11 protein-coding genes are annotated in these 14,533 nt (G+C 64.9%); 6 read left to right on the top strand and 5 right to left on the bottom strand.

What is annotated here, in order from left to right:
- On the top strand, window positions 1-1,890 hold the full coding sequence (locus PTE30175_RS06330) for a phosphoenolpyruvate carboxykinase (GTP) (RefSeq protein ID WP_150696212.1): 1,890 nt from the start codon (window positions 1-3) through the stop codon (window positions 1,888-1,890).
- A gap of 115 nt (window positions 1,891-2,005) precedes the next feature.
- On the opposite strand, the gene PTE30175_RS06325 is transcribed toward PTE30175_RS06330, so the two are convergent.
- Both PTE30175_RS06325 and PTE30175_RS06320 read right to left on the bottom strand, forming a co-directional pair.
- Window positions 2,006-2,635: a response regulator gene (locus PTE30175_RS06325; RefSeq protein ID WP_150696355.1), complete on the bottom strand. Its 630-nt coding sequence runs from the start codon at window positions 2,633-2,635 to the stop codon at window positions 2,006-2,008.
- Window positions 2,635-3,996, bottom strand: coding sequence for a cache domain-containing protein (locus PTE30175_RS06320; RefSeq protein WP_150696211.1), 1,362 nt, complete (start codon window positions 3,994-3,996; stop codon window positions 2,635-2,637). The genes PTE30175_RS06325 and PTE30175_RS06320 overlap by 1 nt, the downstream gene beginning before the upstream one ends.
- Window positions 3,997-4,225: 229 nt before the next feature.
- On the opposite strand from PTE30175_RS06320, the gene PTE30175_RS06315 reads away from it, so the two are divergent.
- The 3 genes from PTE30175_RS06315 to PTE30175_RS06305 all read left to right on the top strand — a co-directional run bounded on the left by PTE30175_RS06315 (window position 4,226) and on the right by PTE30175_RS06305 (window position 7,599).
- Complete coding sequence (locus PTE30175_RS06315) at window positions 4,226-6,292, top strand: carbon starvation CstA family protein (RefSeq protein WP_150696210.1); 2,067 nt, start codon at window positions 4,226-4,228, stop codon at window positions 6,290-6,292.
- A 13-nt stretch (window positions 6,293-6,305) separates the two neighbouring features.
- Entirely contained in the window at window positions 6,306-6,506 is a 201-nt protein-coding gene (locus PTE30175_RS06310; protein WP_150696209.1) for a YbdD/YjiX family protein, read from the top strand.
- Window positions 6,507-6,633: 127 nt separating this feature from the next.
- Window positions 6,634-7,599 (top strand): LysR family transcriptional regulator, encoded by a 966-nt coding sequence (locus tag PTE30175_RS06305; RefSeq protein WP_150696208.1) that lies wholly within the window; start codon window positions 6,634-6,636, stop codon window positions 7,597-7,599.
- Between the two features lie 51 nt (window positions 7,600-7,650).
- Here the strand turns inward: PTE30175_RS06305 and PTE30175_RS06300 are convergent, their stop codons facing one another.
- The 3 genes from PTE30175_RS06300 to dprA form a co-directional block, all read right to left on the bottom strand.
- Window positions 7,651-10,335 (bottom strand): DNA topoisomerase III, encoded by a 2,685-nt coding sequence (locus PTE30175_RS06300; protein WP_150696207.1) that lies wholly within the window; start codon window positions 10,333-10,335, stop codon window positions 7,651-7,653.
- A 214-nt stretch (window positions 10,336-10,549) separates the two neighbouring features.
- Window positions 10,550-10,939: a thioredoxin family protein gene (locus tag PTE30175_RS06295; RefSeq protein WP_150696206.1), complete on the bottom strand. Its 390-nt coding sequence runs from the start codon at window positions 10,937-10,939 to the stop codon at window positions 10,550-10,552.
- Window positions 10,940-10,977: 38 nt separating this feature from the next.
- Window positions 10,978-12,183, bottom strand: a complete 1,206-nt coding sequence (gene dprA / locus PTE30175_RS06290; RefSeq protein WP_224788622.1) for a DNA-processing protein DprA — start codon at window positions 12,181-12,183, stop codon at window positions 10,978-10,980.
- A gap of 117 nt (window positions 12,184-12,300) precedes the next feature.
- On the opposite strand from dprA, the gene def reads away from it, so the two are divergent.
- Both def and PTE30175_RS06280 read left to right on the top strand, forming a co-directional pair.
- Window positions 12,301-12,807 (top strand): peptide deformylase, encoded by a 507-nt coding sequence (gene def / locus PTE30175_RS06285; protein ID WP_150696205.1) that lies wholly within the window; start codon window positions 12,301-12,303, stop codon window positions 12,805-12,807.
- 14 nt (window positions 12,808-12,821) lie between these two features.
- Entirely contained in the window at window positions 12,822-14,462 is a 1,641-nt protein-coding gene (locus PTE30175_RS06280) for an ArnT family glycosyltransferase (RefSeq protein ID WP_191628870.1), read from the top strand.
- The last annotated feature ends 71 nt before the right edge of the window (window positions 14,463-14,533 follow it).

The raw sequence follows: 14,533 nt of genomic DNA, 5'->3' as shown, positions 1-14,533 counted from the left end.
ATGACCCAAGCCAACTTGGGCGCGGCAGCGCTCAACGCCGCTTCTTCCATTCCAGCCGCAGCGTCCCTCCACGTGCCGTCCTACGTACGGCATCGAGGGTTGATCGATTGGGTGACGCGCATCGCCGCGCTGACTGAGCCGGACAATATCGTCTGGTGTGACGGTTCGCAGGAGGAGTACGACCGCTTTTGCGAACAGATGGTGGCGCAAGGCACGATGAAGCGTCTGAATCCCGCCAAACGGCCGAATTCGTTTCTCGCGCTGTCCGATCCGTCCGACGTTGCCCGCGTGGAAGACCGCACGTTCATCTGCAGCGAAAAGCGTGAAGATGCCGGGCCGACCAATCATTGGGTCGATCCGGCGGAGATGCGGGGCACGCTGGAAGGACTGTTCCGCGGATCGATGCGCGGGCGCACGCTCTATGTTGTGCCGTTCTCGATGGGGCCGCTTGGCTCGCCGATCGCGCACATCGGCGTGGAGCTGTCCGATTCGCCGTATGTGGCGGTGAACATGCGCATCATGACGCGTATGGGCCGCAAGGTGTTTGACGTGCTTGGTGAAGACGGCGAGTTCGTGCCATGCGTGCACAGTGTCGGCAAGCCGCTCGCCGCTGGCGAGACGGATGTCGCGTGGCCGTGCAATCCGACGAAGTACATCGTTCATTTCCCCGAAACGAGGGAAATCTGGAGCTTCGGCTCGGGTTACGGCGGCAATGCGTTGCTGGGCAAGAAGTGCTTTGCCTTGCGGATTGCCTCGACGATGGGCCGCGACGAGGGCTGGCTGGCCGAGCATATGCTGATCCTGGGCGTCACCTCGCCCGAGGGCAGGAAATACCATGTCGCGGCGGCGTTTCCGTCGGCCTGCGGCAAGACCAACTTCGCGATGCTGATTCCGCCGAAGGGTTTCAATGGCTGGCGTGTGACCACGATCGGCGACGACATTGCCTGGATCAAGCCGGGCAAGGACGGCCGGCTGTACGCGATCAATCCGGAGGCCGGCTATTTCGGCGTTGCACCGGGGACGAGCGAGAAGACCAACCCGAATGCGCTTGCCACGCTGGGGAAGAACGTCATCTTCACGAACGTGGCGCTGACCGACGACGGCGACGTCTGGTGGGAAGGGCTGACGGCCACGCCGCCGGCCCATCTCATCGACTGGCAGGGCCAGGACTGGACGCCGGAGCGTGCGAAGGAAACGGGCCGCAAGGCCGCGCATCCGAACTCGCGCTTCACGGCGCCGGCGGCGCAGTGCCCGTCGATCGATGCCGACTGGGAGAATCCGGCGGGCGTGGCGATCGATGCGTTCATCTTCGGTGGTCGCCGTTCGACGACTGTGCCGCTGGTGACCGAGGCACGCGACTGGACCGAAGGCGTCTACATGGCCGCCACGATGGGTTCCGAGACAACGGCGGCGGCGGCGGGGCAGCAGGGGGTGGTGCGTCGCGATCCATTCGCGATGCTGCCGTTCTGCGGCTTCAACATGAGCGACTATTTCCAGCACTGGCTGTCGCTCGGCGAGAAGCTCGCGGCGTCGGGGGCCAAGCTGCCGAAGATTTATTGCGTCAACTGGTTCCGCAAGGATGCGGACGGCCGCTTCGTGTGGCCAGGCTTCGGCGAGAACATGCGAGTGCTGGGCTGGATGCTCTCGCGCATTGAGGGCAAAGGCCAGGGTGTGGAAAATGCGTTTGGCGTGACGCCGCGTTATGAGGATCTGAACTGGGAGGGCGTGTCGTTCACCCCGGCGCAGTTCGAGCAAGTGACGTCGATGGACCCGAAGGCATGGCGAGAGGAACTGGCGCTGCACGACGCGCTGTTCGACACGCTGCGCGACCGGTTGCCGAAGGCACTGCTCGGGGTACGGGCGAAGATCGAGAAGCGTTTGGCTGATTGACAGGCTTGTGGCGGAGGCATCGCTACCGCCACGTCTCAAGCGAGACCCAAGCGCTACGCAAACGAAATCCCGCCGGGGGCAAGACCGGCGGGATTTTAATTGGGGCGCTGACCGCTTACTGCAACCGGTTCTCCACCGCAAACTTGATCAGCTCGGCTTGTCCTTCGATGCCGAGCTTTCGCTTGATGTTGAGCCGGTGTGTCTCGACCGTGCGCACGGACAAATCCAGTTCCTGCGCGATCTGCTTGTTCGCGCGGCCGCGCGCGATGCGCGTGAGGATCTCGCGCTCGCGCGGCGTGAGCGAGTCGATGGGTGCATGCGTGGTGGTCGCCTGTACCACCCGCGCCGCAATGGCCGCACTGTAATACGCTTCGCCCTTGGCGACCCGCTCGATGGCGGTAACGATCTCATGTGCCGGCGCGTCCTTCAGCACGTAGCCGCGTGCGCCCGCACGGACCGCCTGCCGCACATACTCTGCGTTGTCGTGCATCGACAGAATCAACACCGCGATATGGGGAAACCGGTCACGAAACTGTGCGGTCAGCTCGATGCCGTTCGTGCCGCGCATGCCGATGTCCATCAGCGCGAGGTCGGGGGCAGCGGTGACCGCGCGGGCAAGCGCTTCATCGGCATTGCCGGCTTCACCGACGACAAGCAGGTTGGGAGAGGCTTCAAAACGCGCGCGCAGGCCGTCGCGCACCAGCGGATGGTCGTCGATCAGCAGCAGTCGGATGGCAGGATGCATCATGAGGAAAACCGTGGGTTGGAGAGGGGCACCCATGCGCTGATCGTCGTGGCGCCGGGCCACGATTGAATGCCGAGTGCGCCGCCGACGCCATCGAGCCGTTCGCGCATATTGCGAAGGCCGATGCCGTGCGCCGGGTCGTGGTGAACATGCGTGACGTCGAAGCCGCGTCCGTCGTCGGTAATCGACAGGTGGATGCCGTCGCGCATGAAGGCGAGCAGGATGCGCACATTGTCGGCCCGCGCATGACGCTCGATATTCGTGAGCGCTTCCTGCGCGACGCGGAACAGCAGCGTCTTGACGTTATCGTCGAGCGGCGGCGCGTCGCCCTCCACCCTGACGTCGACGGGCAGGCCGGCGTGCGAGCCGAACTCGCGCGCCAATTGTTCGATGGCGGCAGCGACGCCGAGGTCGTCGAGCATGGCCGGTCGCAGCGCTTGCGAGATGCGCCGCACCTCGCCAAGCGTGCTGTTGAGGCGTTCGAGCGCAATGCCGAGCGTTTCGCTGGCCGCCGCCGGTGAATGCGTCAGACGCATCGCGGCGGACTCCAGCAGCAGCTTCACTGACACGAGCAACTGACTGATGCCGTCATGCAGTTCGCGGGAGATGCGTGCGCGCTCGAGCTCCTGGGATTCGACCACCTGGCGCGCCAGTTGCTTGAGTTTCGCATCGGCCGTCCGGTATTCCGTGATGTTCAACACCAGCCCGCACACGCCGACGATCATCAGGCAACTCGATGCGATCAGCGTGATCCACAACAGCGTGCGGTCGATGTTGGCCTGCGCGCGTTGGTCGGATTGCGCAAGCGTAGCCTCCACGTCGTCGAGATAGATGCCGGTGCCGATCATCCAGTTCCATTTCGGCAGGGCGATGACGTAACTGAGTTTCGCTGCTGCTTGATGCAGCGACGGCTTCTCCCACGTGTAGCGTACAAATCCGCCGCCCGCCCTGGCTTGCGCCACGAGCCGCTGGATCGTCGGCGCGCCGCTGGCATCCTGCAGCCCCCACAGGTTGCGGCCGACCAGTTCCGGCTGGCGCGGATGCATCAGGCTGTTGCCGTCGAGATCGTAGACGAAGAAGTAGCCGTCCTGGCCGAATTCCAGGCGGCTCAGCGTGGCGAGGGCTTGCGTGCGCGCGGCCGGCGTGTCGGGGCCGTCGTACAGGGGTTCGATGGCGTTGCGGGCCAATCCGACGTAATGCTGCAACTCCGCTTCCTTGCTCGTGAGCGAGGCGGTTTCGACGGCGTCGTGCTGCTGACGGTTCAGCACGTTGGCATGGTAGCGGACCGTCAGCGCGATCGCGATCATCGCCAGGGCGGCCGGCAGAATCGCCAGCACGATGAATTTCTGTCTGAGGTTCATGAATCAGGAATGACGGCCACGGACGGGCGGCGCTACGTAATTCCACGTAGTTCGCCTGCGTAGTTCCGCGCTTGTGGCGCGGCTTTCATTTGCCAATACTACACGCCAGAATCGTGGTCGGGCCGCCGGCATCGCTCACAAGGCTGCGGGGTTGACGCCGCAACGGCAGCCGCAGTGCGTCCACGATATGAAGAAACGCTGCCGCAACAGGCAGTTCCGAGGAGAGACAATGAATCGTACTTGGCAACATCTGCCGTGGGCAGCCGTTGCCGTGCTGGGCGCATTTTCGCTCGGTACGGTCGCGCTGGCGCGCGGGGAATCCGTCAGCGCGCTGTGGGTGGTCATCGCCGCAGTCTGCGTCTACCTGATCGCCTACCGTTACTACAGCCGCTTCATCGCTGGCCGTGTCGCGCAACTCGACGGCACGCGCATGACGCCGGCGTATCGTCACAACGACGGTCTCGATTACGTTCCCACCAATAAATACGTGCTGTTCGGCCACCATTTCGCGGCAATCGCCGGCGCGGGTCCGCTGGTCGGTCCGGTGCTGGCCGCGCAGATGGGGTATCTGCCGGGCATGCTGTGGATTCTCGCCGGTGTCGTGTTTGCAGGCGCGGTGCAGGACTTCATGGTGCTGTTCATTTCCACGCGCCGTGACGGCCGTTCGCTCGGCGATCTCGTCAAGTCCGAATTGGGCCAGATTCCGGGCGTGATTGCGTTGTTCGGCGCGTTCCTGATCATGATCATCATCCTGGCGGTGCTGGCGCTGATCGTGGTCAAGGCGCTGGTCGGCTCGCCGTGGGGCACGTTCACCGTGGCTGCGACGATCCCCATCGCGCTTTTCATGGGCGTGTACACGCGCTACATCCGACCGGGCCGTATCGGCGAAGTGTCGATCATCGGCTTCGTGCTGCTGATGGCTGCCATCCTGTTCGGCCAGAATGTGCATGACAGTGCAGCCCTGGCGCCGTTCTTCACGTTCGACGGCAAGCAACTGACGTGGATGCTGATCGGCTACGGTTTCGTTGCCTCGGTGCTGCCGGTGTGGCTGCTGTTGGCCCCGCGCGACTACCTGTCGACGTTTCTCAAGATCGGCACGATTCTCGCGCTCGCGATCGGCATCCTGTTCGTCGCACCGGAACTGAAGATGCCGGCGCTGACGAAGTTCATAGACGGTTCGGGCCCGGTGTGGTCGGGCAATCTGTTCCCGTTCCTGTTTATCACCATCGCCTGCGGCGCCGTGTCGGGCTTCCACGCGCTGATTTCGTCGGGCACCACGCCGAAGCTGATCGACAATGAGCTGAACGCGCGTTTCATCGGCTATGGCGGCATGCTGATGGAATCGTTCGTCGCCATCATGGCGCTGGTCGCCGCCTCGGTGATCGATCCGGGTGTGTATTTTGCGATGAACAGCCCGGCCGCGTTGATCGGCACGACGCCCGAAGCGGTGGCGCAGACGGTTTCGAGCTGGGGCTTCGTGCTGACGCCGGACGTGCTGACGCAGACCGCCAAGGCCGTGGGCGAGCACACAATCATCTCGCGCGCGGGCGGCGCACCGACGCTGGCCGTGGGCATGGCGCACATCCTGCACCAGGTGGTCGGCGGCGAGGCGATGATGGCCTTCTGGTATCACTTCGCGATCCTGTTCGAGGCGCTGTTCATCCTGACCGCGGTCGATGCGGGTACGCGCGCCGGACGCTTCATGCTGCAAGACTTGCTCGGCACGTTCGTGCCGTCGCTCAAGCGAACCGAATCGCTGGTGGCGAACTTGCTGGCGACGGCGTTGTGCGTGGCGGCGTGGGGTTACTTCCTGTATCAAGGCGTGGTCGATCCGCTGGGCGGCATCAACACGTTGTGGCCGCTGTTCGGCATCTCGAACCAGATGCTGGCTGCGATTGCCCTGATCTTGTCGACAGTTGTTCTGTTCAAGCTCAAGCGTCAGCGTTTCGCCTGGGTCACGATCCTGCCGACCGTATGGTTGCTGATCTGCACGTTGACGGCGGGCTGGCAGAAGGTGTTCGACGCGAATCCGAAGGTCGGCTTCCTGTCGCACGCCGCGAAATATCAGGCCGCGATTGCCGAGGGCCATTTGCTTGCTCCGGCGAAGTCGATCGCGCAGATGCAGCAGATCGTGTTCAATGATTACGTCGACGCGACGCTGGCGGGGCTGTTCATGTTCGTGGTGATCAGCGTGGCGGTGTTCGGCGTGCGCTCCATCCTGGCCGCTCGCCGTGCGGACAAGCCGACCGCGAAGGAAACGCCGTTCGAGCCGATGCCTGCCGGCCAGCAGGTCTGACCGGGAGCGCGCCATGTTCGAAGATGTGGGCAAGATGGGCCGATATCTCGGTCAGGCGATGCGCCTGATGGTGGGGCTGCCGGACTACGACACGTATGTCTCGCACATGCGCGCCAATCATCCCGGTCAGCCGATGATGAGCTACGAAGATTTCTTTCGTGAGCGCCAGGAGGCGCGCTACGGCGGCAAGGGCGGTAGCGGCCGCTGCTGTTGATCGGACAGGCGTTGGCGGGACGGACACGGGAGCTTCGGCTCCCGTTTTTCATGGGCGCGGCCGATGGCGCACTCGGCAGAATTCCCGCGCCTACGGTAAAGTGTTGGCTTCTTGGCGTGGAATCATCATGGACCGACTGCAATCGATGCGCGTTTTCGTCAAAGTTGCCGATAACGGCAGCTTCGCCCGCACCGCCGCGCAAATGGACCTGTCGGCCGCCGTTGTCACGCGTCACGTCGCTGAACTGGAATCGCACCTCGGCGTGCGTCTGCTTAACCGTACCACGCGCAGTCTGTCCTTGACCGGCGCCGGCCAGGCCTACCTCGAGCGCTGCCGCCTGATCATCGACGAAATCGATGAAGCCGATGCGCTGATCTCCAGCGCGTCGCGCGATCCGAAAGGGACCCTGCGGGTCGTTGCTCCCGTCTCGTTCGGCGTGCGCAACCTCGCGCCGCTCATCCAGCGCTATCAGGAACAGCATCCGAAGGTCGTCGTCGATCTCACGTTGACAGACCGTCCGGTTGATCTTGTCGAGGAAGGCTACGACTGTGGCATCCAGGTCACGCGCCTGATCAACAGCGAAAGCCTGATTTCACGGGTGCTGGCCGAGACACGCATCATGCTGTGCGCCTCGCCGGCCTATATCGCCGCCCACGGCGAACCGGTGACGCCGCAGGAACTCGCGGAGCACGGTATCCTCGGACTGCCCAACGAACTCTGGAGCGACGAGAGAGTGTTTGCCGGCCCGGACGGCGAAGTGCGCGTGCGGATTCACAACAAGCTCGTCTGCAACAACACCGCGCTGCTGCGCCAGTCGGTACTGCTCGGCCAAGGCATCGCGTTCCTGCCCTCGTACCTGATCGGCGGCGATGTGCGCAACGGCGACCTCGTCGCAATCCTGCGCAACTTTACCCAGGACCCCGTCGATGTCTCGCTCGTCTACCCCAGCCGCAAATACCTCTCGGCGAAGACGCGCGGCTTCATCGATCTGACGGTCGAATACTTCCGGCAAAACGACGGCATCTCGCCGGCCGATCGCTGGATCCCCCCGGCCACTTCCGCCGATGGTGGCCAGACGCCAGTGACACTTTGATTTCTTGTGCGTTGAGAGTGCGGTGAACGCCGGCTCGCACCAGCGTCCTCGTTACGCGTCCTCGCCGTCCGGTGCCGAAGTGCCTGCCGCGCGTTTTGCGACTGCCTTCTTCGCTGCAGGCTTGGCTGCGGTCTTGGCCGGCGCTTTCGCTGCCGTCTTGCCCGCCGCCGTCTTCGTCGCGGTCTTGGCGGCGGTCTTGCGGGCCGGCGGCGCCTCGCCTTCCGCTTCGCCGTCGCCCTTGGCGGCCGTTTTCTTCGGCGCCTTGGCCTCGAACTCGAAGCCGATCGAACCGTCCTTCTGCTTGGCCAGATAGGCCTTGAAGTTGCGGCCGGTGCGCGACGACTTGAAGCCCGGCAGCAGGTCCGTCTTGCCGTCCGTCAGCAGCTTGCCGATCTGTTCGCGCGAGATTTCCTGCTGCAGGATCACCTTGCCGCTCGTGAAGTCGCAGGTCTTCGGATTCGCCACGGCGTTTTCGCAGACGTAACGCATGCCGTGCTCGAACACGCTGCCGCCACACTTCGGACACTTGCCGACCGGTGCCTGTCCCGTGAAATCGGGCGCTTCGCCGTCTTCGTCACCACTGTCCTGGCCGAAGTCGAACTCGAGCTTGTAGCCGGCTTCCGCGTCTTCCGTCAGCTTCAGGATCGCCGAGAACGGACGTCCCATCTTGCTGCGGAAGCCTGTGAGCGGACCGATCGTCTTGTTCCGCAGCAATTCTTCGACTTCCGGAATTTCAAACTGACGGCTGCCCGGAATCTTCGAGATAGAGAAGTTGCAGTTCGTGCACGCGAAACGGCGGTAGTTTTCCTTCACGACGCCGCCGCAATGCGGGCACGGCGTTTCCAGCGTGGCGTAATCCCCCGGAATCGTGTCGGAATCGTATTCTTTCGCGCGCTTGACGATGGTCTGCGTCATCTGCGCGATTTCATGCATGAACGCATCGCGCGTGAGGCCGCCGCGTTCGATCTGCGAGAGCTTCGCTTCCCATTCGCCGGTCAGCTCCGGCAACGTCAGTTCGTCGACGCCCAGGCCGCGCAGGAGCGTCATCAACTGGAACGCCTTCGCCGTGGGGTGCAGTTCGCGGCCTTCGCGTACCAGATACTTTTCCGTCAGCAGGCCTTCGATGATGGCCGCGCGCGTGGCCGGGGTGCCGAGACCCTTGCCCGCCATGGCCTCGCTCCACTCCTTTTCGTCGACGAGCTTGCCCGCGCCTTCCATGGCCGAGAGCAGCGTCGCTTCGCTGTAGCGCGCCGGTGGCTTGGTCTGCAAGCCGACGGCCTCGACCTTGTCGACGCCGACTTTCTCGTCCTTCGCAACCGGCACGAGGTTCGGGCTTTCGCCTTCCTTCGCGTCCTTGCTGTCGCTGGCCGCTTCCTTGCCGTAGATGGCGAGCCACCCGGCATTGACGAGTACCTTGCCTTCGGTCTTGAAGTGGTGGCCCACGACTTCCGTGATACGCGTCGTGACCTGATACTCGGCCGCCGGGAAGAACACCGCCAGGAAGCGCTTGACGACCAGGTCGTACAGCTTCTGTTCCGGCTCGGAAAGGTTTTTCGGCGCCTGCAGCGTCGGAATGATGGCGAAGTGATCGCTGATCTTGCTGTTGTCGAAGATCCGCTTGTTCGGCTTGACCCAGTCCTTGTTCAGGATCTGGTTCGCAAACTGGTGGTAATTGTTGCTGTCCTTGAGCACCTGGAGCGTTTCCTTGACGGTGCCCAGGTAATCTTCCGGCAGCGCACGCGCGTCGGTACGCGGATACGTCAGGACCTTGTGCTTTTCGTACAGCGCTTGCGCCAGCCCCAGCGTGTTCTTGGCCGAGAAGCCGAAACGGCTGTTGGCCTCCCGCTGCAGGCTCGTCAAGTCGAACAGCAGCGGCGAGAGCTGGCTCGTCGGCTTCGATTCTTCCGTGACGGTGCCCTGCTTGCCGCGTGCGGCGGCCACCACCGATTCGGCGGCCGCAAGGCTCCACAGGCGCGAATCGCGCTGCTCGGGGTCGAATTCGTTGCGCTTGAATTGCGGGTCGAACCAGCGGCCTTCGTAGAAGCCCGCCGCGCACACGAACTCCGCGCGCACTTCCCAGTAGTCGCGCGAGACGAACTTGCGGATCTTCTCTTCGCGCTCGACCACGATCGACAGCGTCGGCGTCTGCACCCGCCCGACGGTGGTCAGGAAGAAGCCGCCGCCCTTGCTGTTGAAGGCGGTCATTGCGCGCGTGCCGTTGATGCCGACGAGCCAGTCGGCCTCGGCGCGGCTGCGCGCGGCGTCGGACAACGGCAGCATGTCGGCGTCGCTGCGCAGGCGCGCGAAGCCGTCGCGGATTGACTGCGGTGTCATCGATTGCAGCCACAGACGCTTCACCGGCTGCTTCGCTTTCGCATGTTGCGCGATCAAGCGGAAAATCAGTTCCCCCTCGCGCCCCGCGTCACACGCGTTGATCAGGACTTCGACGTCCTTGCGTTTGATGAGTCGCGTCAACACTTTCAGACGCGACTCGCTTTTGGCGATCGGCTTGAGATCGAAATGCGGCGGAATCACCGGCAAATGCGCGAAGCTCCATTTGCCGCGTTTGACTTCATAGTCATCCGGGGCACCGATTTCGACGAGATGGCCGACGGCCGACGAAATGACGAAGTCGTCGTTCTCGAAATACTCGTCATGCTTCGTAAAGCCGCCCAACGCCCGCGCGATGTCATTCGCGACAGACGGTTTTTCGGCAATGATCAGAGCTTTTGACATGACGTTAGGTAATGAAGAGGGGAGGCCGCCAAGCGACGTTTCGTTGGCTTTATAACATACGTCCGGTCGGCACGGCCGACGGCGGGAGGCCAGAAGCGGCACATAATAAGCGCGTGTCCGGCAATCGGCAAGGTATGACGCGGCACTCCCGCCAGCCGGCCCGCCGGGGCCGGCGTTTGTTCGCAGTGCCTGCGTCGCGGCCGGCGGCGGGCGGTCAGACGGCGCTCAGGTAAGGGCGCAGTTCCGGCGCCTGCACCGCGCCGGTGCCAAGCGTGGCGCCGTCGAGCATGCGCTCCAGGATGCCGATCGTTGGCAGCAATGGGCCAAAAAATTGGGCCGTGTCCGGCGCGCTGTTGGCGTCCTGAACCAGCAGCGTCGGGAAATTCTCGATATCGAAGTCGCCGAGCCAGTCGGCATGCGTTTCGATGTCGACCCAGACGAAACACAGATGCGGCCGGCGGGCGGCGAGCGCGTCGAACGCTTCCCGATACTCGCGGCACGTACCGCACCAGGCGGCGCACAGGCATACGACCAGACGCGTGTCCGGACGGGCCAGCGAGGCTTGAAGCGCGGTACGGTCGGCGACGGGGTCGAATGCGGCCATGGAATGTCGTGTGATGTGAGGGGGCGGGCTCCGCAGGGCTAGACAATCCGCTGGTAACGTCCGCCGGGCAAGCGCGCTACCTGAGCGTCCAGCTCGAGCGACACCAGCCGTTGCTGCATGTCGGCGGCCGACATCGCGGTGCGCGTGCAGAGCGTGTCGATGCTGACGGGATCATACCCCAGCGCTTCGAGGACCGCATCGGCGCCGGCTGTGTCCTGCTGCGCGGCCGGCCTGGCAGGGGTATCCGGGGTGCCCGGTGGCCGAGGCGGGGTTGCCGGCCACCCCAGCGCTTCGAGAATGTCGTCGGGCGCGGCGGCCAGCGTGGCGCCGTCCCGGATCAGCGCATGGCAGCCGGCGCTTTGCGGCGCATGGATCGATCCGGGCAGGGCAAGCACGTCCCGGCCGAGTTCCGCGGCCAGGCGCGCCGTGATCAGCGAACCCGAGCATTGCGCCGCTTCAATGACCAGCGTCACGCGCCCGAGCGCGGCGATCAGCCGGTTGCGGCGCGGAAAGTGGTCGGGGCGCGGCGGCGTGCCGAGCGCAAATTCGGAAATGACCGCGCCGGCTTGCGAGATGCGCGCGGTCAGCGGTCCGTTGGATGGCGGATAGACGACATCCACGCCGGTGCCGACGACTGCCACGGTACCGCCGGGTGTGGCCAGACTGCCCTCGTGCGCGGCGGCGTCGATGCCGCGCGCAAGTCCCGACACGATCGTCAGCCCGCGCTCGCCGAGCGCTTGTGCGAACGCCGCCGCGTTGCGCGTGCCCTGCGGTGTCGCGCGCCGGCTGCCGACGATGGCGACCATGTCGCGCGCCAGCCGGGTCGTATCGCCGAGGCAATACAGGACCGGCGGCGGGTCCGGCAGCGCGAGCAATGCCGGGGGATACCCGCTGTCCGCGAGCGTCAGGACCGCGCATCCGGGCTGGGCGGCCCACGCTACGGTGCGGGTGATCTGGGCGACGGTTGCGGGCGTTGGCGGCGCAAGGATGCGCCGGGCGGCGGCTGCCGGCACCACGCGCGCCAGGACTTCGGCGGATTGGGCGAACACGCGGGCGGGAACGCCGAACGCGGCGAGCAGGCGGCGCACGGCTGCGGCGCCCAGTTCCGGCGTCAGCGTCAGCCGCAGCCAGTCGCGAATTTCGCCGGCGCTGGCCCGAACGCCTGCCGTAACGGCGTGGCTGGACAGCGCGGCCGGCGCGGCGATCTGCGCCGAAAGAGGCGCTGTGCTAAAATTTTTCATCATCCGGTAAGCATTGACCGGGGGGCCGAGCGGCGCCGCCAGCGAATTCGCGGGCGGCCCACCCGACGATTCTGCGGCGATCGCGCCGCACCCGCAATGCGGCATTGTCTAATTTTTGTCATGGCGTTACTGAACATCCTCCAATATCCCGATCCGCGTTTGCACAAGGTTGCCAAGCCGGTAGCCGAGGTCGACGATCGCATTCGCAAACTGGTCGCCGACATGGCTGAAACCATGTACGACGCGCCGGGCATCGGTTTGGCGGCCACGCAGGTCGACGTCCATGAGCAAGTCATCGTCATGGATCTGTCGGAGACGCGCGACGAACTGCGCGTTTTCATCAATCCGGAAATTCTCTGGCGCAGCGACGAACAAAAGACCTACGAAGAGGGCTGTCTGTCGGTGCCCGGCGTGTACGACGAAGTGCAGCGCGCCGAGCGCGTGCGCGTGCGTGCCCTCGATGAAAAGGGCGAACGCTTCGAAATTGATGCGGACGACCTGCTGGCGGTGTGCATCCAGCACGAAATGGACCACCTCAAGGGGCGCGTCTTCGTGGAATACCTGTCGCCGCTCAAGCGCAATCGCATCAAGCAGAAGATGAAGAAGCTGGAGCGTCAGCCGGCCTGATGCCGACGTCCCCCATGGCATCTTCCCGTTCGCGCACCGCCGTCTGGCTAAGCGCGGCGCTGCTGCTGACCTTCCTCGTCACCGGCCTGTTCGGACGTGATCCGTGGAAGGCGGATGAACCCTATTCCGTCGGCATGGTCCTCAACTTCTTCCGAGGCGCCGATTTGATCGTGCCGCATGTCGCGGCCGATCCGTTCGTCGAGAAGCCGCCGGTCATGTACTGGAGCGGTGCGATCCTCGCACGGCTGACGCACCCCTTGCTGCCTGTGTTCGAAGGCGCCCAACTTGCGGTGCTGGCCTGGCTGCTGCTGGCGGCCTGGGCCGCCGGGCGCACCGCACAACGGCTCTACGGCGGCGGCTTCGGCTGGCTGGCGGCCGTCCTGATGGTCGGCAGCTTCGGCGCCATTGAGAACGTTCACAAGCTAACGGCGGACATTCCGCAACTGGCCGGCGCGGCGCTCGCGCTCGCGGCACTTGTGCGGCTGGCCGAACCCGGGGCGTCGCCGCGGCGCTGGGGGCTGCTGCTGGGGACCGGCGCAGGCCTCGCGTTCCTGAGCAAGGGCCTGCTGGTGCCGGGCGTGCTGGCGCTCACGAGCCTTGTCGTGATCGTATTGCCGGCCTACCGGCAGCGGCGTCATGCGGCGGCGCTGGGCTGGGCTTTTGCGGCAGCGCTCCCGTGGGTGCTGATCTGGCCGTGGCTGTTCTGGCAAGCGTCGCATCCACTCTTCATCGAATGGTTCTGGGACAACAATTTCGGCCGCTTTTTCGGCTTCGTCAATCTGGGCGGTGGGCGCACGTCGTACTTGAGCGACGTCGGTTCGCTGGTAGGCCTGACCTTCCCGGCAGGATGGCTGGCGGTGGGCGCGCTGGTGGCGCAACTGCGCCAGGGCGGGCTGCGCGAACTGTGTGCCGAGCGCCCTGCCATCGTGATGCTGTGGATCTACGCGGTCCTGTTCGTGGCCACGCTCACAAGTTCGTCGTCGATTCGCGATATCTATATGTTGCCGATCTTCCCCGCGCTGGGGCTGCTTGGGGCGGGCGTGCGCTTGCCGACCTGGCTCGAGAAGGTCTGGGCCGGCGCCGCGATCGTACTGCTGAGCTTGCCGGGTCTCTGGGCCTGGGTGCGCTGGGGCCTCATGATCGCCGGCCAAGGCCACGTTGGCGCGGGTCCGCTGGGTAAATGGCTGCCGCTCGACTATCCGCTCGAATTTCATCCCGCGCTTGTCGCCGGCGCCGTGGTCGTCAGCGGGCTATGGATCGCCGCCATCGTTCACCGGCGCGCGCTCGGGGCGCTGATGCTGGGATTTGCGGGGCTGATGTTCGTGTGGGGCACCCTGTCGACGCTGCTGCTGCCGTGGGTCAACGCCGCACGCGGTTACAGCGTGCCATTCCACGCCATGCGGGCGGCGCTGCCGCCCCACGGCTGCGTTGCGGAATTCAACGTCGGGGAGTCAGAGCGCGCCATGCTCGATTACTACGCCGATGTCCGTCCGGTCAGGCTGGCGAGTGCCGACACACCGACCGAATGCCGCACCCTGATCGTGCTCGACAAGGCCGCCCGCCGCATCGCACCGCCTGAGGGTTGGGCTCAAGTGTGGGAGGGCGGCCGGCCCGCCGACAACAACGAACGGTTCCGGGTGTTTGTCCGCCCGTGATCGCGGCGATCGGCCCTTTCCGGCGGTCATCGTGCCGTGTGGGGAATCCCGGCCGCCAACCGCCCATCAGG

Source organism: Pandoraea terrae, assembly GCF_902459695.1.
Taxonomy (GTDB): domain Bacteria; phylum Pseudomonadota; class Gammaproteobacteria; order Burkholderiales; family Burkholderiaceae; genus Pandoraea; species Pandoraea terrae.
This window is presented reverse-complemented; position numbering and strand designations above follow the sequence as displayed.

What these genes read in the sequence shown, in the direction of transcription:
- PTE30175_RS06330 (WP_150696212.1), top strand. Translation starts at nt 1, where the DNA reads ATGACCCAAGCCAACTTGGGCGCGGCAGCGCTCAACGCCGCTTCTTCC.
- PTE30175_RS06325 (WP_150696355.1), bottom strand. Translation starts at nt 2,635, where the DNA reads ATGCATCCTGCCATCCGACTGCTGCTGATCGACGACCATCCGCTGGTG.
- PTE30175_RS06320 (WP_150696211.1), bottom strand. Translation starts at nt 3,996, where the DNA reads ATGAACCTCAGACAGAAATTCATCGTGCTGGCGATTCTGCCGGCCGCC.
- PTE30175_RS06315 (WP_150696210.1), top strand. Translation starts at nt 4,226, where the DNA reads ATGAATCGTACTTGGCAACATCTGCCGTGGGCAGCCGTTGCCGTGCTG.
- PTE30175_RS06310 (WP_150696209.1), top strand. Translation starts at nt 6,306, where the DNA reads ATGTTCGAAGATGTGGGCAAGATGGGCCGATATCTCGGTCAGGCGATG.
- PTE30175_RS06305 (WP_150696208.1), top strand. Translation starts at nt 6,634, where the DNA reads ATGGACCGACTGCAATCGATGCGCGTTTTCGTCAAAGTTGCCGATAAC.
- PTE30175_RS06300 (WP_150696207.1), bottom strand. Translation starts at nt 10,335, where the DNA reads ATGTCAAAAGCTCTGATCATTGCCGAAAAACCGTCTGTCGCGAATGAC.
- PTE30175_RS06295 (WP_150696206.1), bottom strand. Translation starts at nt 10,939, where the DNA reads ATGGCCGCATTCGACCCCGTCGCCGACCGTACCGCGCTTCAAGCCTCG.
- dprA (WP_224788622.1), bottom strand. Translation starts at nt 12,183, where the DNA reads ATGATGAAAAATTTTAGCACAGCGCCTCTTTCGGCGCAGATCGCCGCG.
- def (WP_150696205.1), top strand. Translation starts at nt 12,301, where the DNA reads ATGGCGTTACTGAACATCCTCCAATATCCCGATCCGCGTTTGCACAAG.
- PTE30175_RS06280 (WP_191628870.1), top strand. Translation starts at nt 12,822, where the DNA reads ATGGCATCTTCCCGTTCGCGCACCGCCGTCTGGCTAAGCGCGGCGCTG.